Annotated in this window: 29 protein-coding genes; 20 read left to right on the top strand and 9 right to left on the bottom strand. The window is 63.0% G+C overall.

Translation table 11 applies throughout. The features are described 5' to 3' along the window. Window positions 1–59: 59 nt before the first annotated feature. Window positions 60–1,079 (bottom strand): polyprenyl synthetase family protein, encoded by a 1,020-nt coding sequence (locus M3484_RS14735; protein WP_249497452.1) that lies wholly within the window; start codon window positions 1,077–1,079, stop codon window positions 60–62. A 93-nt stretch (window positions 1,080–1,172) separates the two neighbouring features. On the opposite strand from M3484_RS14735, the gene M3484_RS14740 reads away from it, so the two are divergent. The 3 genes from M3484_RS14740 to M3484_RS14750 all read left to right on the top strand — a co-directional run bounded on the left by M3484_RS14740 (window position 1,173) and on the right by M3484_RS14750 (window position 2,422). Then, window positions 1,173–1,376, top strand: coding sequence for a putative signal transducing protein (locus M3484_RS14740; RefSeq protein WP_249497453.1), 204 nt, complete (start codon window positions 1,173–1,175; stop codon window positions 1,374–1,376). After that, window positions 1,373–2,143, top strand: a complete 771-nt coding sequence (locus M3484_RS14745; RefSeq protein ID WP_092899496.1) for a tRNA1(Val) (adenine(37)-N6)-methyltransferase — start codon at window positions 1,373–1,375, stop codon at window positions 2,141–2,143. Before M3484_RS14740 ends, M3484_RS14745 begins: the two co-directional genes overlap by 4 nt. Before the next feature lie 108 nt (window positions 2,144–2,251). Further along, window positions 2,252–2,422, top strand: a complete 171-nt coding sequence (locus tag M3484_RS14750; RefSeq protein ID WP_092899494.1) for a YdcH family protein — start codon at window positions 2,252–2,254, stop codon at window positions 2,420–2,422. A 46-nt stretch (window positions 2,423–2,468) separates the two neighbouring features. On the opposite strand, the gene yddG is transcribed toward M3484_RS14750, so the two are convergent. The 4 genes from yddG to M3484_RS14770 all read right to left on the bottom strand — a co-directional run bounded on the left by yddG (window position 2,469) and on the right by M3484_RS14770 (window position 6,550). Beyond that, a complete protein-coding gene (yddG, locus tag M3484_RS14755; protein WP_092899492.1) occupies window positions 2,469–3,320 on the bottom strand; it encodes an aromatic amino acid exporter YddG in 852 nt (283 codons plus the stop codon). Window positions 3,321–3,461: 141 nt separating this feature from the next. After that, window positions 3,462–4,187 (bottom strand): beta-ketoacyl-ACP reductase, encoded by a 726-nt coding sequence (locus M3484_RS14760; protein WP_092899490.1) that lies wholly within the window; start codon window positions 4,185–4,187, stop codon window positions 3,462–3,464. A 196-nt stretch (window positions 4,188–4,383) separates the two neighbouring features. Further along, the gene (locus M3484_RS14765; protein ID WP_092899488.1) at window positions 4,384–5,559 is read right to left on the bottom strand and encodes an acetyl-CoA C-acetyltransferase; all 1,176 of its coding nucleotides are present in this window, start codon (window positions 5,557–5,559) and stop codon (window positions 4,384–4,386) included. A gap of 133 nt (window positions 5,560–5,692) precedes the next feature. Further along, the gene (locus M3484_RS14770) at window positions 5,693–6,550 is read right to left on the bottom strand and encodes an EAL domain-containing protein (RefSeq protein WP_249497454.1); all 858 of its coding nucleotides are present in this window, start codon (window positions 6,548–6,550) and stop codon (window positions 5,693–5,695) included. 104 nt (window positions 6,551–6,654) lie between these two features. On the opposite strand from M3484_RS14770, the gene M3484_RS14775 reads away from it, so the two are divergent. The 4 genes from M3484_RS14775 to M3484_RS14790 all read left to right on the top strand — a co-directional run bounded on the left by M3484_RS14775 (window position 6,655) and on the right by M3484_RS14790 (window position 9,092). Continuing rightward, on the top strand, window positions 6,655–7,236 hold the full coding sequence (locus M3484_RS14775; RefSeq protein WP_249497455.1) for a DNA-3-methyladenine glycosylase I: 582 nt from the start codon (window positions 6,655–6,657) through the stop codon (window positions 7,234–7,236). A gap of 95 nt (window positions 7,237–7,331) precedes the next feature. After that, on the top strand, window positions 7,332–8,249 hold the full coding sequence (locus tag M3484_RS14780) for a thioredoxin family protein (RefSeq protein ID WP_092899482.1): 918 nt from the start codon (window positions 7,332–7,334) through the stop codon (window positions 8,247–8,249). A 1-nt stretch (window position 8,250) separates the two neighbouring features. Then, window positions 8,251–8,892, top strand: a complete 642-nt coding sequence (locus tag M3484_RS14785) for an LON peptidase substrate-binding domain-containing protein (RefSeq protein ID WP_092899480.1) — start codon at window positions 8,251–8,253, stop codon at window positions 8,890–8,892. Further along, window positions 8,889–9,092 (top strand): Trm112 family protein, encoded by a 204-nt coding sequence (locus tag M3484_RS14790; RefSeq protein WP_249497456.1) that lies wholly within the window; start codon window positions 8,889–8,891, stop codon window positions 9,090–9,092. The genes M3484_RS14785 and M3484_RS14790 overlap by 4 nt, the downstream gene beginning before the upstream one ends. An 85-nt stretch (window positions 9,093–9,177) precedes the next feature. On the opposite strand, the gene M3484_RS14795 is transcribed toward M3484_RS14790, so the two are convergent. Beyond that, on the bottom strand, window positions 9,178–10,410 hold the full coding sequence (locus M3484_RS14795; RefSeq protein WP_249497457.1) for an RsmB/NOP family class I SAM-dependent RNA methyltransferase: 1,233 nt from the start codon (window positions 10,408–10,410) through the stop codon (window positions 9,178–9,180). 67 nt (window positions 10,411–10,477) lie between these two features. Between M3484_RS14795 and M3484_RS14800 the strand changes: the two genes are divergently transcribed. Next, window positions 10,478–10,666 carry a DUF1674 domain-containing protein gene (locus tag M3484_RS14800; protein WP_249497458.1) on the top strand — a complete coding sequence of 63 codons (189 nt, stop codon included), beginning with the start codon at window positions 10,478–10,480 and terminating at the stop codon, window positions 10,664–10,666. A gap of 128 nt (window positions 10,667–10,794) precedes the next feature. Here the strand turns inward: M3484_RS14800 and dapB are convergent, their stop codons facing one another. After that, a complete protein-coding gene (gene dapB, locus M3484_RS14805) occupies window positions 10,795–11,604 on the bottom strand; it encodes a 4-hydroxy-tetrahydrodipicolinate reductase (protein ID WP_092899473.1) in 810 nt (269 codons plus the stop codon). A 99-nt stretch (window positions 11,605–11,703) separates the two neighbouring features. Here dapB and rbfA point away from each other — a divergent pair, with 99 nt between their 5' ends. From rbfA to truB, 3 genes are read left to right on the top strand one after another with little or no spacing between them, the layout of a single operon-like run. Further along, window positions 11,704–12,135: a 30S ribosome-binding factor RbfA gene (rbfA, locus tag M3484_RS14810; protein WP_249497459.1), complete on the top strand. Its 432-nt coding sequence runs from the start codon at window positions 11,704–11,706 to the stop codon at window positions 12,133–12,135. After that, the gene (locus M3484_RS14815) at window positions 12,132–12,878 is read left to right on the top strand and encodes a phosphodiester glycosidase family protein (RefSeq protein ID WP_249497460.1); all 747 of its coding nucleotides are present in this window, start codon (window positions 12,132–12,134) and stop codon (window positions 12,876–12,878) included. Before rbfA ends, M3484_RS14815 begins: the two co-directional genes overlap by 4 nt. Window positions 12,879–12,881: 3 nt before the next feature. Beyond that, window positions 12,882–13,784: a tRNA pseudouridine(55) synthase TruB gene (gene truB, locus M3484_RS14820; protein ID WP_092899469.1), complete on the top strand. Its 903-nt coding sequence runs from the start codon at window positions 12,882–12,884 to the stop codon at window positions 13,782–13,784. Window positions 13,785–13,897: 113 nt separating this feature from the next. Here the strand turns inward: truB and M3484_RS14825 are convergent, their stop codons facing one another. Further along, window positions 13,898–15,154: a calcium-binding protein gene (locus M3484_RS14825; RefSeq protein WP_249497461.1), complete on the bottom strand. Its 1,257-nt coding sequence runs from the start codon at window positions 15,152–15,154 to the stop codon at window positions 13,898–13,900. 378 nt (window positions 15,155–15,532) lie between these two features. Here M3484_RS14825 and rpsO point away from each other — a divergent pair, with 378 nt between their 5' ends. The 9 genes from rpsO (at window position 15,533) to M3484_RS14870 (ending at window position 22,196) form a co-directional block, all read left to right on the top strand. After that, on the top strand, window positions 15,533–15,802 hold the full coding sequence (gene rpsO, locus M3484_RS14830) for a 30S ribosomal protein S15 (protein WP_092899465.1): 270 nt from the start codon (window positions 15,533–15,535) through the stop codon (window positions 15,800–15,802). A 202-nt stretch (window positions 15,803–16,004) separates the two neighbouring features. Then, window positions 16,005–18,224 (top strand): hydrogen gas-evolving membrane-bound hydrogenase subunit E, encoded by a 2,220-nt coding sequence (gene mbhE / locus M3484_RS14835; RefSeq protein ID WP_249497462.1) that lies wholly within the window; start codon window positions 16,005–16,007, stop codon window positions 18,222–18,224. After that, window positions 18,221–18,634 carry an MnhB domain-containing protein gene (locus M3484_RS14840; protein ID WP_092899461.1) on the top strand — a complete coding sequence of 138 codons (414 nt, stop codon included), beginning with the start codon at window positions 18,221–18,223 and terminating at the stop codon, window positions 18,632–18,634. The genes mbhE and M3484_RS14840 overlap by 4 nt, the downstream gene beginning before the upstream one ends. Next, entirely contained in the window at window positions 18,634–19,002 is a 369-nt protein-coding gene (locus M3484_RS14845; RefSeq protein WP_249497463.1) for a Na+/H+ antiporter subunit C, read from the top strand. Before M3484_RS14840 ends, M3484_RS14845 begins: the two co-directional genes overlap by 1 nt. After that, window positions 18,999–20,498 (top strand): Na+/H+ antiporter subunit D, encoded by a 1,500-nt coding sequence (locus M3484_RS14850; RefSeq protein WP_249497464.1) that lies wholly within the window; start codon window positions 18,999–19,001, stop codon window positions 20,496–20,498. The genes M3484_RS14845 and M3484_RS14850 overlap by 4 nt, the downstream gene beginning before the upstream one ends. Next, window positions 20,495–20,845 carry a Na+/H+ antiporter subunit E gene (locus tag M3484_RS14855; protein ID WP_249497465.1) on the top strand — a complete coding sequence of 117 codons (351 nt, stop codon included), beginning with the start codon at window positions 20,495–20,497 and terminating at the stop codon, window positions 20,843–20,845. Before M3484_RS14850 ends, M3484_RS14855 begins: the two co-directional genes overlap by 4 nt. 8 nt (window positions 20,846–20,853) lie before the next feature. After that, window positions 20,854–21,138, top strand: a complete 285-nt coding sequence (locus tag M3484_RS14860; protein WP_249497466.1) for an MrpF/PhaF family protein — start codon at window positions 20,854–20,856, stop codon at window positions 21,136–21,138. Further along, window positions 21,131–21,430 carry a monovalent cation/H(+) antiporter subunit G gene (mnhG, locus tag M3484_RS14865; protein ID WP_092899451.1) on the top strand — a complete coding sequence of 100 codons (300 nt, stop codon included), beginning with the start codon at window positions 21,131–21,133 and terminating at the stop codon, window positions 21,428–21,430. Before M3484_RS14860 ends, mnhG begins: the two co-directional genes overlap by 8 nt. Before the next feature lie 112 nt (window positions 21,431–21,542). Continuing rightward, on the top strand, window positions 21,543–22,196 hold the full coding sequence (locus M3484_RS14870) for a hypothetical protein (protein WP_092899449.1): 654 nt from the start codon (window positions 21,543–21,545) through the stop codon (window positions 22,194–22,196). 62 nt (window positions 22,197–22,258) lie between these two features. Here the strand turns inward: M3484_RS14870 and pnp are convergent, their stop codons facing one another. Next, window positions 22,259–24,397, bottom strand: a complete 2,139-nt coding sequence (gene pnp, locus M3484_RS14875) for a polyribonucleotide nucleotidyltransferase (protein WP_092899447.1) — start codon at window positions 24,395–24,397, stop codon at window positions 22,259–22,261. Window positions 24,398–24,499 lie beyond the last annotated feature (102 nt).

Consider the following 24,499-nt stretch of genomic DNA (forward strand, 5'->3'; position numbering starts at 1 on the left):
CGCAAGGAAAGCACAGGCGCTCGCGGAAAGAAAGTCAGCTGTACCGGCGGTGGCCGCGGTTACGCGATGCGCGAAACCACGAAATCCGCAAGATCGCCCAGGATCGCCTTGAGCGGATGATCGGGGAGCGGCGCCAGCGCGGCGCGCGCGGTCGCGGCCCAGGCGAGCGCATCGGCGCGGGCGGCGGTCAGGGCGCCGTGGCGTTCCATCAGCGAAAGCGCAAGCTCCAGATCGCCCTCATGCTGATCGCCTTTGGCGATGACGCGGGTCCAGAAGGCCTGTTCTTCCGTATCGGCTTTGGCGACCGCCTTGATCAGCGGCAGGGTCAGCTTGCGTTCGCGGAAATCATCGCCGGTGTTCTTGCCGATCACGGCCGAGGTGCCACCGTAATCCAGCAGGTCATCGGCAATCTGGAAGGCGATGCCAAGCGCGTCGCCATAAGTATAGAGCGCCCTGACCTGATCGGGCGTCGCCCCGGCAATCTCGGCGCCGGATTCCGTTGCCGCTGAAAACAATGCTGCCGTCTTGCCGCGCACCACCCGGATATAGGTGTCCTCTGTGGTGGCCAGATCCCGGGCGGCGGTGAGTTGCAGCACCTCGCCTTCGGCAATCGTCGCCGAGGCATTGGCGAGAATGTCGAGCACGCGCAGGCTGCCCGGTTCGACCATCAGCTGGAAGGCGCGGGCGAAAAGATAGTCACCGACCAGCACCGAGGACTTGTTGTCCCATAACAGATTGGCGGTCGGCCGGCCGCGGCGCTGCGCGCTTTCATCGACGACATCATCATGCAAAAGCGTGGCGGTATGGATGAATTCAACCGTGGCGGCGAGCTTCTGGTGGTCTTCACCGCCAGGATTTCTGGCCGGATAGCCGCAGATATGCGCCGCGGCGAGCACCAGCATAGGGCGGATCCGTTTGCCGCCGGCCTCGATCAGATGGGCGGTGACTTCGGGGATGCGGGGCGCATGTTCACTGGCCATCCGCGCACGGATGATCGCGTTGACGGCGGCCATATCCGGGGCCAGAGCCTCCGCCAGCCGATCCTGCGGACCGCGATGCGCGTTGTCACTGCCGTCCATCTTCATCCCCAAACACTCAGGTCAACTCCTGGCGGGCAGGCGCCTCTTGCCCTGACGGCCCGCTGCGGCTACCCAAAACCTATGAAAGAGCTTTTGCGCACGACCGACCCGACGGTGATCGCCTTTGCGACGGCCCTTCTTGAGGGCGAGGGAATAACAGCCTTCGACCTGGACGTCCACATGAGTGTACTCGATGGTTCACTCGGAATTTTGCCGCGCCGCCTGATGGTTGCAGACCGCGACCTCTTTATGGCGCGGGCGATTGTGACGGATAACGGCCTGGAGGTTTCGCCATGAGCACGGAGCAGTTTGCCGATGGGGATTTGTCGGATGACAAATTCCTGTGCGGCAGGCTCAGGCTCTGGCAGCCGCTCAGGGGATACCGGGCGGCGACGGATGCGGTGCTGCTTGCGGCGGCCTGTGGCGCGAAGCCGGGCCAGCAGGTGCTGGATCTGGGCTGCGGGGCAGGGGCGGTCTCGCTGTGTCTTGCCGCCAGGGTGCCGGGTCTGCGGCTCGCGGGGCTGGAAGTGCAGCCGCTTTACGCCGCCCTTGCGCGCAGGAATGCAGAGCGCAATGGCATCGCGATGGAGGTGCATGAGGGCGATCTGAGCCGGATGCCCCTGGCCCTGCGCCATGATTTCGATCATGTGGTTGCCAATCCGCCCTGGTATCCGGCCGGGGGCAGCGCCTCGCCGGTGGATATCCGGGCGAAAGCGATGCAGGTGGTCCTGCCGGTGTCGGAATGGGTCGCGGCGGCCACGCGGCGCCTCGCGCCCGGCGGCTGGCTGACACTGATCGCAGGCGCGGATTCGGTGCCCGAACTTCTGGCGGCACTTGCGCCCAAGCTCGGCTCGGCCTCGATCCTGCCGCTGGCGGCACGTGAGGGGCGGGAAGCGCTCCGGGTGATTTTGCGGGCAAAGAAAGGGGGGCGTGCTGCCTTTCGTCTGTTCCCGCCGCTGGTGATCCATGAAGGCCTGGCGCATGACGGCGACCGCGAAAGCTATACTGCAGAAGCAAATGCAATTTTGCGTGACGGTGCAGCCCTGCCGGCGCGTTTCGGCTGATTAAAAGAGAATTACCGGCAGTATTTGTTGCGATCAAATGAAAGAGAGATGACACGACTCGCGTTCCGTGCTGCAATCCTCCTTACGCGAACCATACAGGAGGACGAAATGACCATTTCTTCGCATCTGGCAGAACTTCGCAAGAAGCACGAGGTGCTCTCTGATAAAGTCGAGAAAGGGCAACGCAGCCCCGCGACGGATGCAACCCAGATCGCAGAATGGAAGCGCCAGAAGCTCCGGCTGAAAGAGGAAATTGGCCGCCTCAGCGCATCCCACTGAGTGAATTCTCCTGAGGCCCGCCCGGAAAAGCCCGGGAGCAGGTGGATCAGGACGCCTTGCGTGAGGCGATCAGCGCACCACCGGTGATCAGGATCGCCGCCGCAAGAATCGCCCAGCTGGCTTCGGCTTTGCCCGCGATGATCAGGGCAAGCGTCGACAGCAAAGGGGCAGCATAAGAGGCGACACCCAGCAGCTGGATGTCGCCTCTTTTCATGCCGATATCCCAGGTGAAGAACGCCGCGCCCACCGGGCCAATCCCAAGCAGAAGCACCGAGAGCCAGCCGGCAGTGCCGGTGGGCCAGAGGGTCTCCTCCAGCGCCAGATGTGCGACCAGCGACAAGGCCGCGGAGGCGAGACAGAAGATGGTGACGCTTTCTGTCGGCACATTGCCGAGACGGCGCGAGATGACCGAATAGGCCGACCAGGTGAGGGCGCAGCCAAAGGCCAGGATCATGCCGGTCGTGTTGAAACCGCTTTCTTTGCCGCCGCCAAGGATGATCAGCGCAGCACCCGTAAAGGCGACAGCTGCCCCGAGCAGTTGCGGCATGCGCAGTTTCTCTCCCGGCAAAAGGCCGGAAAAAAGAACGAGGAACAGCGGCCAGAGATAGGCGATCAGCCCGGTTTCTGCGGTGGGTGACACGCGGAAAGCGGTGAAGTAAAGAAAATGATATCCGAAAAGACCAATCGTTCCAAAAGCATAGACTTTCCAGGAGACGGTCTTCAACAGATGGAACCCGTTTCGCGCCGTCCAGACCAGCCCGATGCCACCGCCAATGGCAAAACAGATCGCGTTGAGCAGGAAGGGCGGTACGGGATCTGATCCGATGGTCAGAAGGGCCAGCAAGGCCCACATCAGGACTGCGCTGAATCCGATGGCCGTAGCCTTGTTTTGCGACATTTCAGCTCTCCTGCCCGCGTTTCCTTAAGTAAGGAAACGGCCCGGAGTTTTCTGTAAAAACTCCGGCGCCCTTGTAATCCGGCACCGCATAAAGAGAAAGACCCGCCGGGGCGGGCCTTTCCTGTGGCGTGCCGGGATCCGTCAGACGACGAACTGGCCCCCGTTTGCAGAGATGGTCGACCCGGTGATGAACCCGGCATCATCCGAGGCGAGGAAGGCCACGCAGCGCGCGATCTCTTCCGGCTCGCCGAGGCGGCCGACCGGGATTTGCGGGATGATGCGTTCGGCGAGGACTTTCTCGTCGATGGCACGCACCATTTCGGTGCCAATATAGCCTGGGCAGATCGCATTTACCGTGATGCCGGCCCGCGCCCCCTCCTGGGCCAGAGACTTGGTAAAGCCGAGATCTCCGGATTTCGCCGCCGAGTAATTCGCCTGGCCTGCCTGACCTTTTTGCCCGTTGATCGAAGAAATATTGATCACGCGGCCGAATTTGCGATCCCGCATACCCGACCAGAGCGGGTGGGTCATATTGAACAGGCCGGTCAGATTGGTGTCGATGACTTCTTTCCACTGGCCGGGGGTCATTTTGTGGAACATGGCATCGCGGGTGATGCCGGCATTGTTCACCAGCACATCGACCGGTCCCAGATCGGCCTCGACCTTTTTGATGCCTTCAACGCAGGCATCATAATCGGCAACTGACCATTTATAGGCCGGAATGCCGGTTTCCGCGGTAAAGGCCCTGGCCGCATCGTCATTGCCGGCATAATTTGCGGCAACCTTATAGCCGGCCGCTTTCAGCGCGATTGAAATAGCCGCGCCGATGCCGCGAGAACCGCCGGTGACGAGTGCAACTCTGGACATGATTCCTCCTCAGATAAGCTGTTCCCGTGAAGCTAACGGCAGTTCAGCGGGTGCGCAACATTGTTTCAATTATTATTTTTCCTGCGCATCATAGTTTCATCATGGTTGTATGTTTCTAAGGCAGCCCTGCTATGGAAAAGGGCACCGGATCGCGCCGGTGCCCCTGAATTTAGTTTTATATTACAAATATTTGATGTCACTCGCGCTCAAGGCACATCGCGACACCCATGCCGCCGCCGATGCAAAGCGTGGCGAGGCCTTTCTTCGCACCCGACCGGTTCATCTCGAAGATCAGCGTATTGAGGATCCGCGCGCCCGAAGCGCCGATCGGGTGACCGATAGCAATCGCGCCCCCGTTGACGTTCACCTTTGCCGGATCCCAGCCCATGTCCTTATTCACGGCGCAGGCCTGAGCGGCAAAGGCCTCGTTCGCCTCAACGAGGTCAAGGTCAGCGGCCTTCCAGCCGGCCTTGTCCAGCGCTTTGCGCGACGCATAGATCGGGCCGACACCCATGATCGACGGATCAAGACCAGCCGTCGCATGAGAGGCAATCCGGGCGAGAACTTTCAGCCCGCGCTTCGCGGCTTCCTCTTCGGTCATCAGCAATACGGCGGCCGCGCCGTCATTGAGGCCGGACGCATTGGCGGCGGTCACGGTTCCGTCTTTGGTGAAGGCGGGTTTCAGCTTTTGCATCGCCTCGATCGTGGCGCCGTGACGGATATATTCGTCGCTGTCGACCAGAATATCGCCTTTGCGGGTCTTCACCGTGAAGGGCGCGATCTCGTCTTTGAACTTGCCGGCTTTCTGCGCAGCTTCGGCCTTGTTCTGGCTGGCGACAGCGAATTCATCCTGCTGTTCGCGCGAGATCTGCCACTGGGCAGCTACATTCTCGGCGGTCTGGCCCATGTGATAGTTGTTAAACGCATCCCAGAGGCCGTCTTTGATCATCGAGTCGATCATCTTCATGTCGCCCATTTTGGTGCCGGCGCGCAGATGCGCGACATGGGGCGAGAGACTCATGCTTTCCTGACCACCGGCGATGACGATTCCGGCCGCGCCGGTCTGGATCTGCTGGGCGCCGAGCGCGACCGTGCGCAGGCCCGAGCCGCAGACCTGGTTGATCGACCAGGCCGGGCTTTCCTTGCGAAGGCCGGCGAGGATATGCGCCTGACGGGCAGGGTTCTGGCCCTGACCTGCGGTGAGCACCTGGCCCAGAATGGTCTCATCGATGTCGGACTTATCGATCCCGGCCCGGGCGATAACGGCCTCGATCACACTCGCTCCCAGTTCATGCGCCGGCGTATTGGCGAAAGCCCCATTGAACGAGCCCACGGCGGTCCGTGCGGCCGAAACGATTACGATATTGGTCATCTGAAGCCTCTCCTCAGGCAGTAACGTCGGGCAGAGATCCGCGAGCGGATCGGGTGGCCCGCAGGGTCTTCTTTGGCGAAGAGGGACACAATCAGAAGAAATACGCAAGAATATTGCGCGACAGTTTTTGACCTCAGCCTGCGGTTGCCGCCGCATGCCTGGCGCGGAGATACAGGCTGAAATCGGGATCGAGTTCCGGCCGGCCGAACAGATAGCCCTGCAGACAGCCGACGCCCTGCTCCCGCAGCCAGTTCGCTTCTTCGTTGCTTTCGACCGCTTCGGCCACCAAGAACATGCCAAATTCCTGCGCCATGGCGATGGCTGCGCGCAGGATCGGCTGGTTTTCCGGATCCCTGTTGCAGTTGCGGATAAAGCGGCCGTCTAGCTTGGCGATGTCGAAGCCGAATTCATGAAGCAGGCTCAGCGAGGTGACGCTGTCGCCGAAATCATCCAGGGTGAAGGTGATGCCATATCCCCGCAACTCGTCCATGAAGGGGATCAGCACATCGGGCATCTGCATCGCCGAGGCCTCGCTGATTTCTAAGATCAGCCCTTTGCCGATGCCGGGGTTTTCGCCCAGCACGCGGCGCAAAAGCTGCGTCCAGGGTTTATAGCCCACCGATCTCGCCGACATATTGACCGCGATTCGTACCCCGGGATTGCGCCGCAGCGTCATCAGCCCCAGCCGCAACGCCGCCACGTCGATTTCGCGCCCAAGCTCGCGGGTTTCGGCAACCGACATGAAGTCGCGCGCGGGAATCGTCATCTGCTTTTCATCCAGCAGCCGGATATAGCCTTCATAAAAGCCGATAATATCAGGGGCGGCGGCATAAACGGCGGGCTGGAAGGCCAGGCGCATCCGCTTGTGCTGCAACGCCTCGCGCACCATGTGCAGCACCGCGCGTTCTGCCGAGGAAACCGCGATGGCAAAAGGAGAGGCTTCCTGGCCTTCGAGATCGACTTTCTTGCGCCGCGCCTGTTCGAAGCTCATCCCCGCTGTCCTTATTGTTCGGGTGACACTCTGCGCGAAGATAGGTAAACCGAGGCTGAACGTTCTGCGTTTGTTTCAAATTTTGCCTATTCCGGGAGGCCAATATGACTGCCGATTCCACGCAACGCTGTCCCTGGTGCGGCACAGACCCGCTTTATGTCGCCTATCACGATGAGGAATGGGGCCGGCCTGAGCGCGACCCGCGCGTGCTGTGGGAAATGCTGATCCTCGAAGGCTTCCAGGCCGGGCTCTCCTGGTACACGATATTGAAAAAAAGGGAGAATTTCCGCGCAGCCTTTCAGGGCTTTCAGCCGGAGACCATCGCCTCCTGGGGCGCGGCCGAGGTGGAACGCCTGCTTCTTGACCCCGGCATCGTGCGCCATCGGGGCAAGATCGAGAGCACAATCCGCTCGGCCCGCGCCTTTCTCGAGATCGAGGCAGCCGAGGGGTTCTCGCCCTGGATCTGGTCTTTCACCGGCGGCGGGGTGTTGCAGAACCGGCTCGGGTCGATGGCAGAGGCCGTAGCGTCCACACCTGAGAGCACCGCCATGTCCAAAGCCCTGAAAAAACGGGGTTTCAATTTCTGCGGCCCGGCGATCACCTATGCCTTCATGCAGGCGGCGGGGATGGTGAATGACCATCTGACCAGTTGCCCGCAACATGGGGAATGTGCCGCGCTCGCCTGATCGGGGAAGCGATCAGGCAGGAAGGGGCGCGCGCCCCCTTGGCGACTGCGACATCAGCGCGCATATAGGGGCAAAGCCGCGAAAGTGAGGACAGCATGCTCGGTCTTGATGAGACACAAAAGCCCGCCGCCAGCCAGCCTGGCGATCTGATCAAAGACGGATCTGATGCGACATTCATGGCCGATGTGATCGATGCCTCGCGCGAGGTGCCGGTGATCGTTGATTTCTGGGCGACCTGGTGCGGGCCGTGCAAGCAGCTCGGGCCGGCGCTGGAGGCTGCGGTCACGGCGACGAAAGGCAAAGTGCGGCTGGTCAAGATCGATGTGGATCAGAACCAGATGGTCGCCGGTCAGCTGCGCGTGCAGTCGATCCCGACGGTCTATGCCTTCTGGCAGGGCCAGCCGGTTGATGGCTTCCAGGGCGCGCTTCCCGGGTCGGAAATCAAAAAATTCGTCGAGAAACTGGTGGCGCTTGGCGGTGATGACGGGGGCCTGGGCGATGCGTTGGCGGCCGCCGAAGAGATGCTGACAAACGGCGACTATGCCGATGCGGTCGAGACATTCGCGGCCATCCTTGGTGAAGAACCTGAAAATGCGGCCGCTTTTGGTGGCCTCGCCCGCAGCCATATCGGCGCCGGCGATTTTGACGCCGCCGAGGCACTTTTGCAGACGGTTCCGGCCGCAATTGCCGGCGCGCAGGAGGTCGAGGCCGCCCGCGCGCAGCTGGAACTGGCGCGGCAGGCCGCCAATGCCGGCCCCGAGGCCGAGCTGCAGGCCGCCGTCGACGCGGACCCGGCCAATCACCAGGCGCGGTTTGATCTTGCCGTGGCACTCAATGCCAGCGGAAAGATCGATGAGGCGGTGGACCAGTTGCTGGAATTGTTCCGGCGCGACCGCGAATGGAATGACGGCGCTGCCCGCGCGCAGCTCTTCACCATTTTCGACGCGCTGAAGCCACAGGACCCGATTGTGCTGAAAGGGCGCCGTAAGCTCTCTTCGATGATCTTTGCCTGAGATGTTTCCGCTGCGGCCCTCGCTGGCAGATCTGCCGGGGACGCTCCCGGTCTTCCCGTTGCCCGGTGCATTGCTCTTGCCCCGGGCGCGGCTGCCTTTGCATATATTCGAGCCGCGTTATCTCGCGATGATCGACGATTGCCTGAAACATCCGCACCGGCTGATCGGTATGGTCTGCCCGCTGGGCGAGGACCGGCTTTCGACCATCGGCTGCGCCGGTCGTCTGGTGCAACTTGGTGAAACCGATGACCGCCGCTATATGATCACGCTTGCGGGTCTCGCGCGGTTCCGCATGGGCGACGAGGTAGAGGGCTTTACCCCCTATCGCCGTTTCAATGTGGACTGGTCACCCTTTGAGCGTGATCTGGGCGGTCCCGAAGAGGATAGAGGCCTCGACCGGCCGGCGCTGTTCTCGCTGATCTCGCGCTATCTGGCGGGCCGGGATCTGAGCGCTGACTGGAAGGGGCTGGAGGCAGCTCCGGATGAAATTCTCATCAACTCCCTCTCCATGCTGGTTCCGCTGTCGCCCGAGGATCGCCAGGCCCTGCTGGAAACCCCGGATCTTGCAACACGGCGTGAGACATTGGTGACTTTGGTGGAATTCGCCCTCAGGGGCGGCAATGGCGATGAGGTGCTGCAATGAGCGAGACCGGCAATGAAGACCAGAAACCGAACGCTTTCGACCGGCGGATGCTCGAGGCCCTGATCTGCCCGGTCACGCATGGGGCGCTGATCTGGGACAGTGAGAAGCAGGAACTGGTTTCGAAATCAGCGAAACTGGCCTTCCCGGTGCGGGGCGGTGTTCCGGTCATGCTTGTGTCGGAAGCCCGCGAGCTGGATTGACCGCCCGCCAGCGGCGGGCGCGGAATTTTCAGAAAAATTCAGGCCAAATTTCTTACTTAAGAAATTTGCGGCCCTCAGGGGCGCCTCAGGGACGATGGAGGCGCATCATGAAAAACCCGTCCATACCGCCCTGCGACGCGAGGTAATCCGGGCGCAACCGCAGCCCGCCGCTCTCTGTCCACCAGTCGGAACTGATGCCGTCAAGCTCAAGGCGGGTGGTTTTCAGCCCGGGATGCCGGGCCAGGGCGGCATCCAGCTGGAGCTCGCCCTCTTCCGGCAGGAGCGAGCAGGTGGCGAATACCAGTCTCCCGCCAGGTTTCAGCCAGTACAGCGCCCTGTCGATCAGCTGCGATTGCAATTCGGCCAGGCCCCTGATCTCGCTGCCATCCTTGATGAAGGGCAGATCGGGATGACGGCGGATGGTGCCGCTGGCCGAACAGGGCGCATCCAGCAGGATCGCGTCAAAGAGGCCATCCGGCTCCCAATGCAGGGCGTCGGCGGCGATCAGCTGCGCCTGCAGACCGGTGCGTGCCAGGTTTTCCTCAACCCGCCGCAGCCGCGCCGCCGAAATATCAAGCGCAGTGACCTCGGCGCCGGTGGCCGCCAGCTGCATCGTCTTGCCGCCAGGCGCAGCGCAGAGATCAAGTACCCGCTCTCCGGCCTGCGCCTGCAAAAGCCGCGCCGGTATTGCGGCGGCCATATCCTGCACCCACCAGCCGCCTTCGGCATAGCCGGGAAGGGCGGTGATCCGGCCAGGATCCGAAAGGCGCAGACTGCCGGTCGGCATCATCTCGCCCTCGGGATGCGGGCCTTCCGGGCGCAGCGTCAGATCAAGCGGCGGTGGGGCAGCGAACACGGTTTCCATCTGATGGACCGCATCGCGGCCCCATTTCTGCACCAGCGGCTGGCGCAGCCAGCGCGGCAGTTTCTGCACCGGCTGCTCTGCGAGGGCGGCCGGGTCGATCCCGCGCAGCACGGCATTGACGAGGCCGGACCTATGCCGGGTTTTACGGTCCTGCTGCGCGATGGCGACGCAGGCATTCACCACGCCATAGGGGGCGGCGCCCAGTGCCATTTCCACCAGCCCGAGCCGGAGAATATTCATCAGGGCGAGCGGCGGCGATTTGCGCAGCTTTGGCGCAAGGATGCGGTCGGCGGGGTCCAGCCTACGCAGCACTTCTTCTGTCAGGCGAGCCGCACGGGCGCGGTCCTGCGGCGCGAGATCTGGTTCGGAGAGCTCGGCGAGCATCCTGCCCTCGCCCAGGACCGCATTCAGTGCGGCCACCGCCGCTGCCCGTGCCGCTATACCTTCAGCCATTCTGCGCCCCTTTGCACCTGCCGTCCGGCGCTGTATCACAGACAAGGACCGGAGAGGAACCGCTGCCATGACCGATTGCCAACCGCAAGAAAAACGCGATCTGCCGCCCGAGGCGCTGCGGGCGCTTGCCGAAGCCGAGGCGCGGCGCAGGGCTTTGGGCGATCAGGCGGTGCCAAAGGAATATGGCGGACGCGACGGGCTGGAGCCGGTGCGCTATGGCGATTGGGAGAAGAAGGGGCTCGCGGTCGATTTCTGATCGACGGAGCACCTGTTGACGGGCTGACGGCTGACGGAGCGCCTGAGCCTGACTGCGCAAGCGAACCGCGCGTCTATATTCAGGCCTGGAACAGGCCGTCCCTCCGGATCGAGATGGCTGCGCCTGCGTCAGAGGCCGAGGACATCCGCCATGTCATAATGGCCGGGCTTTTTGCCCTGACCCCAGAGGACGGCGCGCAAGGCGCCCCGGGCGAAGATCGAGCGGTCCGTGGCAAGGTGGCGCAGCACGATGCGTTCGCCGTCGGCGGCAAAGATCACATCATGTTCGCCCACGACATCGCCGCCCCGGATCGCCGAAAAACCGATCGTGCCACGGCTGCGCGCGCCGGTAATGCCTTCGCGGGCGGGAGTGCGCAGCTCGGCCAGGCTTTTGCCACGCCCTTCTGCGGCGGCTTCGCCCAGCATCAGCGCCGTGCCAGACGGCGCGTCGACCTTGTGGCGGTGATGCGCTTCGACCACTTCGATATCCCAGTCTTCATCCAGCGCCGCCGCGACCTTGCGCGCAAGTCCGGTCAGAAGATTGACGCCAAGGCTCATATTGCCGGCGCGGATGATCACCGCATGGCGCGCTGCCGCGCCGAGTTTCGCGATATCCGCATCGCTGAGGCCGGTGGTGCCGATCACATGCACCGCGCGGGCCTGGGCGGCGAGGCCGGCAAATTCCACCGTGGCCGCGGGCGAGGTGAAATCAATCACCCCCTGGGCTTTGGCGAAGGCTCCGACCGGGTCATCGGTCACAATGATGCCATTCGGCTGGCCGCCCATGCATTCGCCAAGATCGCGGCCGATCCAGGGGCTGCCTTCGCGTTCCACCCCGGCGACAAGACGCGCCTTGCCGCTGGCCTGAATGGTCTTCACCAGCATCTGCCCCATGCGGCCCGACACACCTGTGACGACAATACCCGGCAGATCGCTCATGACTTCCTCCAGCGCTTTCCTGCCGTGGTTTAACGCCGAGAGCGCCTGGTTGAAACCCTGCCCGTTGCGGGGCGGGCCGAAAGCGCTTAAATGCGGGTCATGGCCACAAAACGCACATCCTCCGGTCAGGGGCCGTCCCAGCGTCAGCTGCGGGTTGGCGAACTGATCCGACGTACCCTTTCCGATGTTCTGAACCGGGGCGAGATCCACGACCCGGACCTGAATGCTATGCCGATCACGGTCGGTGAAGTCGCGCTTTCTACCGATCTCAAGGTGGCGACGGTTTATGTCATGCCCCTGCTGGGCACGGCGCCGGTTGATGAGGCAGTGAAGCTGCTGGCAAAGCACCGGGGCGAGCTGCGCCACCGGGTCGCGGCCGGGCTGACGCTGAAATACGCGCCGGATCTGCGGTTCCGCCCGGACGAGACCTATGACCGGCTTGACGAGACGCGGCGGCTCTTCGCGGATCCGAGGGTGCAGCGCGATATCGAGAGCAAAGATGAGGAAGGGGCCGGGGAGGACGAGGCGTGATCCGCCTCCTCGCAGCCCTGGTGGTGCTGATATCGGGTGCGGGTGCCGCATCGGCCTCGGCCTGCCGGCAGGATATGTTCGAGGGCGTGCCCTTCAGCCTTTGCGAAGTGACGGCGGCGGATGATCTGCGGCTGTTTCTCGATGGCCCCAGGGGTAATCTCGGCTCGTTCCGCGCGGTGGACCAGGCTTTGGCGGCCGAGGGCAAGACGCTTGGTTTCGCGATGAATGCCGGTATGTATCACCGCGACCGCTCGCCCGTCGGGCTTTATATCGAGGGCGGCGAAGAGAAACACGCCATCGTCACCGCCGAGGGGCCGGGGAATTTCGGCCTGCTGCCAAATGGGGTGTTTTGCTGGGCGGATGGCAGTTTCAACATCAGCGACAGCCGTCAGTTCGAGCCTCTGCGGGGCAATTGCCGCTATGCGACGCAGTCCGGGCCGATGCTGGTGATCAAGGGTGAACTGCATCCGCGCTTTCTGGAAAACAGCGATTCGACCTATATCCGCAATGGTGTCGGCGTCGATGCGGCGGGGACGAAGGCGGTGTTCGTGATGAGCGACCGCGCGGTCAATTTCCACCAGTTCGCGCGGTTTTTCCGCGACCATCTCGGGCTGACGGATGCGCTTTATTTCGACGGCAATATTTCGCGGCTTTACGCGCCCGAGCTGGGGCGCCATGACGGCGGTTTCGCGATGGGGCCGATTGTCGGCACCGTCGTCGATTCGGGTCAGGCACAGGACTAATCAATGGCGAAAACGCGCAAAGGTCGCCCGGTTTCCGGCTGGGTGATTGTCGACAAGCCTGCGGGCATTGGCTCGACCGATGTGGTGAACAAGGTGAAATGGGCCTTTCAGGCGCAAAAGGCGGGCCATGCGGGCACGCTGGATCCGGATGCGACGGGGGTGCTGGCGGTTGCTCTGGGCGAGGCCACCAAATGCGTGCCGGTGGTGGCAGATGCGCTGAAATGCTACCGGTTCCGGGTGGTGTTCGGGGCTGCGACCTCGACCGATGACGCAAGTGGCGCGGTGATCGCGACCTCGCCCCTGCGGCCTGCGGATGATGAGATCGAGGCGGCGCTGGCCGCGTTTCGTGGCGAGATCCTTCAGGTGCCGCCACAGGTTTCTGCGGTCAAGGTCGATGGCGAGCGGGCCTATGATCTTGCCCGCGAAGGGATCGAGATGGATCTCGCGGCGCGGCCACTATGGGTCGACAGTCTTGTGCTGCTGGGGCGGCCCGATGCCGATCACGCCGATCTGGAAATGGTCTGTGGCAAGGGCGGCTATGTGCGCGCCATTGCACGCGATCTTGGCCGGGCGCTTGGCTGTCTGGGTCATGTGGCCTGGCTCAGGCGGGAATGGTCGGGCCCGTTCGAAGCGGCTGAAGGGGTCACGATGGCGCAGATCGAAGAGCTGGCGCGGCAGGACGGGATCGATGCCCTGCTGGCGCCGCTCGAGCTCGCGCTGGCGGATCTGCCAGAGCTGAAGGCGACGGCGGAAGGGGCGGTGCGGCTGAAGAACGGCAATCCGGGGCAGGTGCTTGGCCATATCGACTATGGCGATGAGGCCTGGGCGAGCTTTGACGGCAAGGCGCTGGCGCTTGGCCGCTATATGGGCGGCGAACTGCACCCGTCGCGCGTGTTCAATCTTTGACGTGCTGGCCCTGATTTTCGCGGCACGGCTGCGACACTGAGGAGGGCGGCCGATCTGGCCGCCCTTTGACTTTTTGCCTCTGGCCTCCCTGGTTCCTGCAGCGCCGCGCCGGATCAGGCAGCGAGCAGCCTGATTTCGGACGGGTCGATCTGGCCATTCACCTCGGCCACGACAAAGCCATCGATGCTGATCAGGGATGAACCACCGGTCGCGCTTTGCGTCACCGAGACTGCGGGTGAGACATGGGCGGTCGGGTCATAGACCAGCACGATCTCATCATCTTGCGGGTCGTAATCGGTGATGGTCGCGAAGCCGCCTTCACCCAGCCATTGCGTCAGGACGAAGCTGTCAGAGCCCGCGCCCCCATGGCCATAATCACCCACGCCAAGATGGATCACATCATCGCCGTCACCACCATTGAGGAAGTCGACTTCGCCATCGTCACCCTCAGGGAAGGCGCCCCAGAGCGTATCATTACCGGCGCCGCCATCCAGCGTATCCGAGCCCGCACCGCCGACCATCTGATCGTCGCCTTCACCGCCCCAGAGCCAGTCATCCCCCTCCTCGCCATAAAGGCTGTCAGCGCCCTCGCCCCCCAGCAGCATGTCATTACCGGCGCCGCCCTGAAGCAGGTCGTCGCCTTCATGCCCCATCAGCTGGTCATCGCCATCGCCGCCGTCCAGCGTATCATCGCCCGCATCACCATGCAGCTGGTCGTTTCCGGCGCCGCCAAGGACAAGATCATTGCCGGCCCCGGCATTGACGATGTCATTGCCATTGCCGCCATAGACCGTGTCATCGCCATCGCGGGCATTGATCTGATCATTGCCATCATTGCCCAATATCAGGTCATCACTGTCGCTGCCGTCCAGCAGGTCGTCTCCGGAGGTGCCGGTGACCGGCACAGGCGGTGGCGAGACCGGGCCTGACCCGGTGCCGGAACCGTCCGGAGTGCCCGGGCCCGTGTCTTCGTCGGTGTCGCCAGCATTATCCGGCAAGGGGCCCGCGATCGGGGGATCAGCGACAGGGCGGTCATACTCTGGTATATGGCCATCTTCAAAGCCGGTGCCGGTTTCATCGGAACCGACACCCGTGGGGGCGTCCGTTGCGCTGCCGCCATCCGGTGCAGGGATACCTCCTGTCCAGCCGCCGCCATGGGTGCCGCCCGTGCGGAAAGGATTCAGGCCGTGGAAAGGGTCGCTCTGGGTGGCGTCATCCGCATCATCGAGAAGATTGCCGTGACCGGTCTGAGGGTCGCCCTGGCTGTCCTGGTTGTCGGACACATCCTCTTCGTCGGTGCTGCGGGCAGAAATGCCCTCGATCAAAGCCCCGGCGAACACCGCCCCCAATAATCCCAAAAGGCCGAGCATTGTCTCACCTCACATGGCTGACCCCATGGGGGCATTAACCATTTCTCACGTTAACCATCTGATACATATGAAAACTTCCTGATCAATTCATACCACGCAGAGGTGTATTCTCATAGGAGATGTTTTGGTTAAGTTGTGAAAAATCCGATGCGATCCGTTTCCGGATTCGCTCTGACCGGAAGGGTTCGTCCGGCGCGGGCCAGGATCAGACCAGATCCGATACACCTTGCCGATGACAGCGCCAGGGGCTTTCCTTTTGCGCCGAATCCCCGTATAGGCGCGCATCCCCTGCAGTGGTTATCCCTGCCGGGGTCTAAGGGCCCTGCTGGACGACATCCCGGCTTGTGCCGTCTCTCGCAACACCGAAAGGAGCATCCGATGTCGATCACCGTCGAAGAAAAAGCCCGCCTGATCAAGGAATACGCGACCAAAGCCGGTGATACCGGTTCGCCCGAAGTACAGGTTGCTATCCTGTCCTCGCGCATCGCGACCCTGACCGAGCACTTCAAATCGCATAAGAAAGACAACCACTCGCGTCGTGGTCTGCTTATGCTGGTCGCGCAGCGCCGCAAGCTGCTGGACTATCTGAAAGCCAAAGACGAAGCCCGTTACGGCTCGCTGATCGCACGTCTCGGCCTGCGTCGCTGAGGTTGGTCGCAGCGCCCGGTTTCGCCGGGTCGACCCTGTATCAGAAAAATGCCCGCGCCGGAAGGTGCGGGCATTTTGCTTTGATATCGCCCCTTTCTTATAGTCCTGAACTATAAGGGTGGCCGCAGATTTCTATTTCTGTCTTCGATTGTCTGCCTGTATCGACTGAGCAACCGGAAGGACGCAGCCGAAAGGGGAGGCCATGGCGCAAGACGAAAGCGGTTTCTCCCTGTCGCGCGCGGCGGGCTATCTGGCCGCAGCTGTCGCTTTCGCGCTGTTTGCGGCGCTCATTGCCCGGGCAGGAGCGGTCATCGCCACCGGCGCGGTCCTGTTCGATATGGCCTGGGTGCCCTCGCTCGGGATCGGTCTGTCTTTCATGCTGGATCCTCTGGCGCTGATCTTTGCCGCGCTGATCACGGGGATCGGCGGGCTGATCTTTGTCTATGCCACCGGCTATATGGGCGATCACCCGCAATTCGGGCGCTTTGTGCTTTTCCTGTTTCTCTTCATGCTTTCGATGCTGGGGCTGGTGCTGGCGCGCGACCTGATCACGCTTTTTGTGTTCTGGGAGCTGACCTCGCTCACCTCTTACCTGCTGATCGGCTTCAACCATGACGATCCGAAGGCGCGCCGCAATGCGCTCCAGGCGATGCTGGTCACGGCAAGTGGCGGGCTGGCGCTGCTGGCCGGCTTCATCCTGATCGGCTTTGCGGGCGGCAGCTATGATCTTGCGGAGATCCTGCAAGGCGGGGGATTGCAGCAGAGCCCGCTTTACGGCGCGATCCTGACGCTGGTGCTCATGGGGGCCTTTACCAAATCGGCGCAGATCCCGTTCCATTTCTGGCTGCCCAATGCGATGGCGGCACCGACCCCGGTTTCGGCCTATCTCCATTCCGCGACCATGGTGAAGGCGGGGGTCTATTTGCTGGCGCGGCTGCATCCGGTGCTTTCGGGCACTGGCGCATGGGAAATCACGCTGACCCTGGCCGGCGGGGCGACGGCGCTTTTTGCTTCGGTCATGGCGATTCGTCAGCGTGATCTGAAACTGGCGCTGGCCTGGACGACGCTGATGGCACTGGGCGTGCTGGTGCTGTTTCTGGCGCAGGGCACGGGCGTGGCCCTGACGGCGGCGCTGACCTTCCTTATCGTGCATGCGCTATACAAGGCGGCGCTGTTCATGGTGGTGGGCGCGGTGGATCACGGCACTGGCAGCCGCGATGTGACTGCCTTGCGCGGCTTGCGGCGGGCAATGCCGCTGACCGCGGTTTCGGCGCTTCTGGCTGCGGTTTCGATGGCGGGCCTGCCGCCCTTCCTTGGCTGGATCGGGAAAGAGCTGCTTTATGCCGGGGTCACGCCCTGGCTCGTTCTGCCGCTGCTGGCCTCGAACGCGCTGATCTTTGCGGTGGCGGGCGTGGTGGCGCTGCGCCCTTTCTGGGGGGCTGCGCCCGGGCCGTTGCCGCGAGTGCCGCATGAGGCAGGCTGGCAGATGCTGGCCGGGCCGGTCGTGCTTGGGGGGGCAGGTCTCGTCTTCGGGCTGATGCCGGGCCTCTTGCAGCCGCTGCTGGATGCGGCGGTCATGGGATCTGGCGCGGCCCCGGCGGCGGAACTGCATCTCTGGGCCGGGGTCAATCTGCCGCTGGCGCTCAGCCTTGCGACGTTCGGGCTGGGGGGGGTGCTGTTCCTGGCCGCGCCGCGTTTTCTGGCGCGCGGGACCGGGCTTTCCTTTGCTGACCGCTGCTGGGATCGGTTGCTTGTGGGCTTTGCCAGTTTCGCAGCCTGCCTGACCCGACTGATCCAGTCCGGCAGGCTGAGCCGCTACCTCACGCTGAGCTTTCTGACGCTTGGCCTCGTGCTTGGGGTCACGCTGGCCGCAAAGCGCCCGGCTCTGGCGGTGGACTTCACCGCGCCGCTGCCGCTTTGGGTGATCGCGGGTTTCATGCTTGGCGGGGCGGCGCTTGCACTGACGCCGCATTCGCGTATCGCCAATATCGCCGGGATCGGCACGGTCGGGATCGGGGTCGCGCTGATCTTTCTGATCTTCGGCGCGCCGGATGTGGCGGTGACGCAGCTGATGGTCGAGAGCCTCTCTGCCGTCTTGTTCGGCATCGCATTGTTGCGCCTGCCCGGGATCACCGAGCGCCGCAGCCCCCGCAGCCGCGCGCTGCATTGGGGGATCGCGGGCCTTGTGGGCCTGTCGGTCACGCTGATCCTGCTGGCGATCACTGCGCATCCGCCGGACCGGCAGCTTGCAGATTACTTCGAGGAAAACAGCTACAGCCTCGCGCATGGTCTGAACATCGTGAATGTGATCCTCGTGGATTTCCGGGCCTTTGACACTTTTGGCGAGCTCACCGTGGTTCTTCTGGCCGGCATCGGCGCCTGGGCGCTTCTGAGACGCCGCATCGGGAGGGCGCGCGGATGAGATCCCCGATCCTCGCCACCGGGGCGCGGCTTTTGCTGCCGCTTTTCCTGGGGTTTGCGCTTTATATCCTGCTGCGCGGTCATAATGCGCCGGGGGGCGGCTTTATCGCCGGGCTGATCGCGGCGCTTGGCTTTGCGATTGTGATCTTCGCCGACGGGCCGGAGGCCGCGCGCCGGATGCTGTGGATCGATCCGCGCAATCTGGGCGGCATCGGGCTGGTTTGCGCCCTGATCGCGGGGCTTGCGGCCGCGTTGAGCGGGGGAGCACCTTTCCAGGGGATCTGGCTCGATCTTCCGGTCCTGCCCCTGTCCACGGTGCTGCTTTTTGACATCGGCGTATTCCTGGCCGTGATCGGCGGCGTCCTCGCGCTGATCTTCGCGCTGGAAGACAGTGGAAAAGAGGGCGGCTGATGGAAACCATTCTCGCGATACTGGCCGGAGCGCTGGTTACTGCCGGGCTCTGGCTGATGCTTTCAGGCAATCTGCTGCGCTTTTTGTTCGGGCTGATGCTGCTTTCGAATGCGGTCAATCTGGCGATTTTCGCCGCCGGTCGCCTGACCGAAGGCCGACCGCCCCTGCTGGAACCCGGCGGCGCGCGGCCTGTCGGCGAGATGGCCAATGCGCTGCCACAGGCGCTGTTGCTGACCGCCATCGTGATTGGCTTCGGTCTCTTCGCTTTTGCATTGGCGCTGACGATCCGCGCGTATCGCAGCTTTGGCCATCTTGAGGTTGACCGGATGCGTCTGGCTGAGCCGGAAGAGCCGCGGGGGGAAGCATGAACTGGATCCTCGCCGCCCCGATCCTGACCCCGTTCATCGGGGCCGCCGCCTGCCTGTTCCTGCGCAATCGAAAAGGCTCCGGCTGGATTTCTGTCCTGACGGCGCTGGTCTCGCTGGGGCTCGCGGTCCGGCTTCTGGTCACGGTGATCGACCATGGCGTGATCGCCGGTCAGGTGAGCGCCTGGCCCGCGCCTTTCGGGATCACGCTGGTGGCCGATCATCTCTCGGCCGCGATGGTGCTGATCACGGCGATCATCGGGCTGGCTACCGCCCTCTGGGCCATGGCGGAAATCGGCCCGACCTCGGCGCGGCTCGGCTGGTTCACCTTGTTCCAGACATTGCTGGGCGGCGTGACCGGCGCGTTTCTGACCGGCGATCTTTTCAACCTCTATGTCTGGTTCGAGGTGCTGCTGATCTCGTCCTTTGGCCTGCTGGCACTCGGAGGCAGCCGCAGCGCGACGGATGGTGCGGTGAAATATGTCACGCTGAACCTGATTGCGACGGCGCTGTTTCTCTGCGCCGCCGGGCTGACCTATGGCGCGACCGGCACGCTGAACATGGCCGATCTGCATGGCAGGGTGGCGGCGCACCCCGATCAGGGGCTGATGACGGTGATCGCCATGCTGTTCATGCTGGCCTTCGGGATGAAAGCGGCAGTCTTCCCGTTGTTTTTCTGGCTGCCAGCCTCGTATCACACGCCACATTATGCGGTATCCGCCCTTTTCGCCGGGCTTCTGACCAAGGTTGGCGTCTATGCGCTGATCCGGGTGTTCACGCTGATTTTCACCGGAGATCAGGGCTGGACGCATGAGATCCTTCTGTGGTGCGCCTGCCTGACCATGGTGACAGGCGTGCTTGGTGCGGCGGCGCAGAGCGATTTCCGCAAGATCCTGTCGTTCCACATCGTCAGCCAGATTGGCTATATGGTGCTGGGCCTTGCGCTGATGACGCCGCTCGCGCTGGTGGGGGCGGTATTTTACCTGCTGCACCATATTATCGTGAAGGCGAACCTCTTTCTTGTGGCCGGGGTCTCGCGCCGCCTGACCGGAGCATCTGATCTGGCGCAGATCGGCGGGCTTTACCGCTCGGCGCCCGTCCTCGCGGTCCTGTTCCTGATCCCGGCCTTTTCGCTTGCGGGCTTTCCGCCGCTTTCGGGGTTCTGGGCGAAATATCTGCTGGTGCGGGCCGCGCTGGAGGAAGGGGCCCTGCTGGTTGCAGGGATCGCGCTGATGGTGGGTCTTCTGACCATCTACTCGATGACCAAGATCTGCGCCGGTGCCTTCTGGAAGCCGCATCCGGGCGGCTGTGAGCCCAGGCTGGCGCAGCTTTCCCCGCGCGCGCGGGTGCTGATGCTGACGCCGATGGCGGTGCTGGCGGCGATGACGGTGCTGATCGGGGTGATGCCACAGCCCTTCGTGACCTTTGCCACCACCGCCGCGCAGCAACTCCTCGAGCCCGACGCCTATATCCAGGCCGTGCTGGGAGTGCGCCCATGAGCCTTGCCGCCCATATTTTTCCCCGCATCGTCGCCGGTGTCAGCCTCGTGCCCTGGTTCCTGAAAGAGCTGGTGAAATCCTGTCTCCAGGTCGCGCTCGACTGCATCCGGCCGCGCCTGACGCTGTCTCCGGCGATCATCCGCTTGCCGCTGCGCCACGACATCACGGATGCCGAGATCTTTCTTTTATCGGGCCTGATCACCCTGACACCGGGCACGCTGACACTGGATGTGGCCGGAGATCGCAGTTGCCTCATGATCCATTGCCTGCATGGCAGCGATCCTGAGGCCCTGGTTCAGGAATTGCAGGATGGTATGGCGCGCCGCGTCAGGGGGGTGTTCAGATGAGGTCAGCAGTGTTTCTGGACCTGTGTCTGACCGGGGCCATGGCGCTTATGGCGCTGGCGGTGTTTCTGGGGCTGCTGCGGCTGTGGAAAGGGCCGACACTCGGCGACCGGGTGGTGGCGCTTGATATGATGTCGGCGGCGGTGATCGGCTTTTGCGCGCTGTTTGCGCTGAAGGCCGGGATCGGGGCCTATCTCGACATCGCGGTGGCGGTGGCGCTGGTGAGTTTCGTGCCGGTGGTCGCACTGGCACGCTATGCCGAGCGGCTGGCGCGGCGGGAGGGGACCGATGACTGAGGTGATCACAGGGGTTCTGGCGCTTGCGGCAGGGGTGTTTGCGGTGATTGCGGCGCTTGGCGTCCTGCGCTTTCCCGATGTGCTGACGCGTATGCATGCGGCGTCGAAGGTCGGGGCATTTGCCGGAAGCCTCGCGCTACTGGCGGCGGCGATTGGTTTTGGCACCACCGGGGCGGCGGTAAAGGCGCTGGTGGCGATCCTGTTTCTTTTTGTCACCGCCCCCATCGCCGCACATCTGATCGGCCGCGCCAGCGCCTGGCGCAGCGGGGGGCTGCCGCGCGGGCGGCGCTGATCTCGCTGGACGGATTGTGATCCGGGACGGCAGCGCCCGCTTTTGCGCTTTGGCGCGGTATGGCTTATGCTTGGCCCGAGAGCAGCCCCATCCGTCATCCGCGAGAGACAGAATGTCCCGTATCCTTTCCAGTGCCTTTCTGGTCCTGGCCCTCGGCGCCGGTGCCGCAGCGGCCGATGTCTGCAATTATCGCCTCAGCGAGATGATCGCGCTGCGCGCCCCGAAACTCGCGGCAGCGGCGGCAGATGCAGCCGTCGTAGGACGTTTTGACCCCACTGCGCCGGATTTCCTGACCCTGGTCGACAGCAGCACCGGCTTTTCCGCCGTGGGGGCCGTTGTGGCCGGCGCCAATGCCGCCAAAGCCCTTGGCGGGGCCGAGGCCGCGCTTGGGGCAGGGAGCACCGTGCTGACCTCGTCGGCACTTGGTGTGGCAGCGGGGGCGGCAGCGCTTGGCATTGTCGGGCTGGAGGGCGTCTGCCATTTCAAAGCCGAACGTCTCACCGATTATTATGAAGTTCTGGCTGTGCTGGCCGCTGTGGCCGAAACCGCCGACCGGGATTTCTTTCAGCTGCAGCTGGGCCCCGCGCGCAAGAAGGGCGCTGTGGTCGAGATCTGGGACACCGGCAGCGGCGTGCGAAAACAATATCCCGTGGCCGAGCTTTACTTCGTCAATGGCGAGCTGAAATATCGCCGCTGGGGCTTCAACAAGAGCCTCGGGATGCTGATGCAGTTCGAGGGTGGCATCCCCAAAGTCGAACAGAAATGACCTGAGCGAAAGAGAAAAGGCCCCGGATCGCTCCGGGGCCTTTCTTGATTCTGAAGCAGGGTTCAGCCCTCGGCTTCTTCTTTCTTCTCGGTGATTTCCAGACCGGTTTCCTGGTCAACCATCTTCATGCCGAGGCGGACCTTGCCGCGATCATCAAAGCCAAGGAGTTTCACCTTAACTTCCTGACCTTCTTTCAGGATCTCATTCGGGTGGTTCAGACGCTTGTTCGCGATCTGCGACACGTGGACCAGACCGTCCCGCTTGCCGAAGAAGTTCACAAAGGCGCCGAAATCGACCAGTTTGACGACCTTGCCGGTGTAGATCTTGCCATCTTCCGGCTCTGCCACGATCGACCAGATCATGTCATAGGCCTTCTTGATGGCATTGGCGTCGTTCGAGGCGATCTTGATCATGCCATCATCATTGATGTCGACCTTGGCGCCCGACACTTCGACGATCTCGCGGATCACCTTGCCGCCCGAGCCGATCACTTCGCGGATCTTATCGGTCGGGATCGACATGGTTTCGATCTTCGGAGCGTAAGCCGAGAAGCCCTGCGGCGCGGACAGTGCGGCATTCATCTCGCCGAGGATATGGAGACGGCCGTCTTTGGCCTGGGCCAGAGCCTGCTCCATGATCTCGGGCGTGATGCCTGCGACCTTGATGTCCATCTGCATCGTGGTGATGCCGTTGGCGGTGCCTGCAACCTTGAAATCCATGTCGCCGAGGTGATCCTCGTCGCCGAGGATGTCGGTCAGAACGGCCCAGCGGCCATCATCTTCCAGGATCAGACCCATGGCCACACCCGCGACCGGCGATTTCAGCGGCACGCCCGCATCCATCATCGACAGCGAACCGCCGCAGACCGAAGCCATCGACGAAGAGCCGTTCGATTCGGTGATCTCGGACACGACGCGGATCGTGTAGGGGAAATCGGTCGCAGCCGGCAGAACCGCCTGCAGCGCGCGCCATGCGAGTTTGCCGTGACCGATCTCACGACGGCCGGGCGAACCCACGCGGCCAACTTCGCCAACCGAATAGGGCGGGAAGTTGTAATGCAGCAGGAAGTTCGAACGGTAATTGCCGTTCAGCGCGTCGATGATCTGCTCGTCTTCACCGGTTCCGAGCGTGGTGACCACGAGGCCCTGGGTTTCACCGCGGGTGAACAGTGCCGAGCCATGCGCGCGCGGCAGGATGCCGTTTTCGCAGAAGATCGGGCGGACGGTTTTGTTGTCGCGGCCGTCGATCCGGGCGCCACCATTGATGATGTCACCGCGCAGAATGCCCGATTCCAGCTTTTTGATCGCCGAGCCGAGATTCTTGTCGGCAAGATCTTCTTCCGACAGCGAAGCCTTGATCGCTTTCACCGCAGCCGAGATCGCATTGGTGCGCTCCTGCTTGTCGCGGATCGCGAAAGCAGCGCGCATCTGGGTTTCGCCAGCGGCGGCAACACGGGTGTAAAGCTCGGAATAATCCGGAGCCTGGAAGTCGAAGGGCTCATTGGCGGCTTCTTCGGCGAGGTCGATGATCAGGTCGATCACCGGCTGCATCGCGGCATGGCCGAACTTGACCGCGCCAAGCATTTCTTCTTCGGTCAGCTCGTAAGCCTCGGATTCCACCATCATAACGGCGTCTTTGGTGCCGGCGATGACGAGATCCAGACGCTGGTCCGGGTTGTTCTTCAGCTGGGTCATGTCGTCCATGGCCGGGTTCAGAACATATTGGCCATTGGTAAAGCCAACGCGGGCTGCCCCGATCGGGCCCATGAACGGCACGCCCGAGATGGTCAGCGCGGCCGAAACGGCGATCATCGCGACCACATCGGGGTCATTCACGAGGTCACACGACAGCACGGTTGCCATAACGAGGACTTCGTTCTTGAAGCCTTCGACGAAGAGCGGGCGGCAGGGGCGGTCGATCAGACGCGAGGTCAGCGTCTCTTTTTCCGACGGGCGTGCCTCACGCTTGAAAAAGCCGCCGGGCACTTTGCCGGCGGCATAGTATTTTTCCTGATAATGAACGGTCAGCGGGAAGAAATCCTGGCCTTCCTTGGCCGTCTTGGCGAAGGTCACATTGGCCATGACCTGGGTTTCGCCCAGCGTCGCGATGACCGAACCATCGGCCTGGCGCGCAACCTTGCCGGTTTCCAGGGTCAGCGTCTCATCGCCCCACTGGATAGATTTTTTCGAAATTTTGAACATGCATTTTCCTCTTGGGAGCGCTCCGGCCCCTGCCGGTCTCCCGATATATGGCGACCCCATTGTCGCCGCCCCAATCCTCATGCATGTGCCCGGGGCCAGGGG

The organism is Pseudomonas sp. GX19020, from assembly GCF_023371075.1.
Taxonomy (GTDB): Bacteria; Pseudomonadota; Alphaproteobacteria; order Rhodobacterales; family Rhodobacteraceae; genus Pseudogemmobacter.

Excerpts from the sequence above, each read along its gene's own strand:
- mnhG (WP_092899451.1), top strand. The coding sequence starts at position 21,131 with ATGACTGAGGTGATCACAGGGGTTCTGGCGCTTGCGGCAGGGGTGTTT.
- M3484_RS14765 (WP_092899488.1), bottom strand. The coding sequence starts at position 5,559 with ATGACCAATATCGTAATCGTTTCGGCCGCACGGACCGCCGTGGGCTCG.
- M3484_RS14825 (WP_249497461.1), bottom strand. The coding sequence starts at position 15,154 with ATGCTCGGCCTTTTGGGATTATTGGGGGCGGTGTTCGCCGGGGCTTTG.
- M3484_RS14780 (WP_092899482.1), top strand. The coding sequence starts at position 7,332 with ATGCTCGGTCTTGATGAGACACAAAAGCCCGCCGCCAGCCAGCCTGGC.
- M3484_RS14845 (WP_249497463.1), top strand. The coding sequence starts at position 18,634 with ATGGAAACCATTCTCGCGATACTGGCCGGAGCGCTGGTTACTGCCGGG.
- M3484_RS14855 (WP_249497465.1), top strand. The coding sequence starts at position 20,495 with ATGAGCCTTGCCGCCCATATTTTTCCCCGCATCGTCGCCGGTGTCAGC.
- M3484_RS14745 (WP_092899496.1), top strand. The coding sequence starts at position 1,373 with ATGAGCACGGAGCAGTTTGCCGATGGGGATTTGTCGGATGACAAATTC.
- M3484_RS14735 (WP_249497452.1), bottom strand. The coding sequence starts at position 1,079 with ATGGACGGCAGTGACAACGCGCATCGCGGTCCGCAGGATCGGCTGGCG.
- rbfA (WP_249497459.1), top strand. The coding sequence starts at position 11,704 with ATGGCCACAAAACGCACATCCTCCGGTCAGGGGCCGTCCCAGCGTCAG.
- M3484_RS14840 (WP_092899461.1), top strand. The coding sequence starts at position 18,221 with ATGAGATCCCCGATCCTCGCCACCGGGGCGCGGCTTTTGCTGCCGCTT.
- M3484_RS14790 (WP_249497456.1), top strand. The coding sequence starts at position 8,889 with ATGAGCGAGACCGGCAATGAAGACCAGAAACCGAACGCTTTCGACCGG.
- dapB (WP_092899473.1), bottom strand. The coding sequence starts at position 11,604 with ATGAGCGATCTGCCGGGTATTGTCGTCACAGGTGTGTCGGGCCGCATG.
- M3484_RS14760 (WP_092899490.1), bottom strand. The coding sequence starts at position 4,187 with ATGTCCAGAGTTGCACTCGTCACCGGCGGTTCTCGCGGCATCGGCGCG.
- M3484_RS14870 (WP_092899449.1), top strand. The coding sequence starts at position 21,543 with ATGTCCCGTATCCTTTCCAGTGCCTTTCTGGTCCTGGCCCTCGGCGCC.
- yddG (WP_092899492.1), bottom strand. The coding sequence starts at position 3,320 with ATGTCGCAAAACAAGGCTACGGCCATCGGATTCAGCGCAGTCCTGATG.
- rpsO (WP_092899465.1), top strand. The coding sequence starts at position 15,533 with ATGTCGATCACCGTCGAAGAAAAAGCCCGCCTGATCAAGGAATACGCG.
- M3484_RS14785 (WP_092899480.1), top strand. The coding sequence starts at position 8,251 with ATGTTTCCGCTGCGGCCCTCGCTGGCAGATCTGCCGGGGACGCTCCCG.
- M3484_RS14770 (WP_249497454.1), bottom strand. The coding sequence starts at position 6,550 with ATGAGCTTCGAACAGGCGCGGCGCAAGAAAGTCGATCTCGAAGGCCAG.
- M3484_RS14775 (WP_249497455.1), top strand. The coding sequence starts at position 6,655 with ATGACTGCCGATTCCACGCAACGCTGTCCCTGGTGCGGCACAGACCCG.
- truB (WP_092899469.1), top strand. The coding sequence starts at position 12,882 with ATGGCGAAAACGCGCAAAGGTCGCCCGGTTTCCGGCTGGGTGATTGTC.
- M3484_RS14800 (WP_249497458.1), top strand. The coding sequence starts at position 10,478 with ATGACCGATTGCCAACCGCAAGAAAAACGCGATCTGCCGCCCGAGGCG.
- M3484_RS14795 (WP_249497457.1), bottom strand. The coding sequence starts at position 10,410 with ATGGCTGAAGGTATAGCGGCACGGGCAGCGGCGGTGGCCGCACTGAAT.
- M3484_RS14850 (WP_249497464.1), top strand. The coding sequence starts at position 18,999 with ATGAACTGGATCCTCGCCGCCCCGATCCTGACCCCGTTCATCGGGGCC.
- mbhE (WP_249497462.1), top strand. The coding sequence starts at position 16,005 with ATGGCGCAAGACGAAAGCGGTTTCTCCCTGTCGCGCGCGGCGGGCTAT.
- M3484_RS14750 (WP_092899494.1), top strand. The coding sequence starts at position 2,252 with ATGACCATTTCTTCGCATCTGGCAGAACTTCGCAAGAAGCACGAGGTG.
- pnp (WP_092899447.1), bottom strand. The coding sequence starts at position 24,397 with ATGTTCAAAATTTCGAAAAAATCTATCCAGTGGGGCGATGAGACGCTG.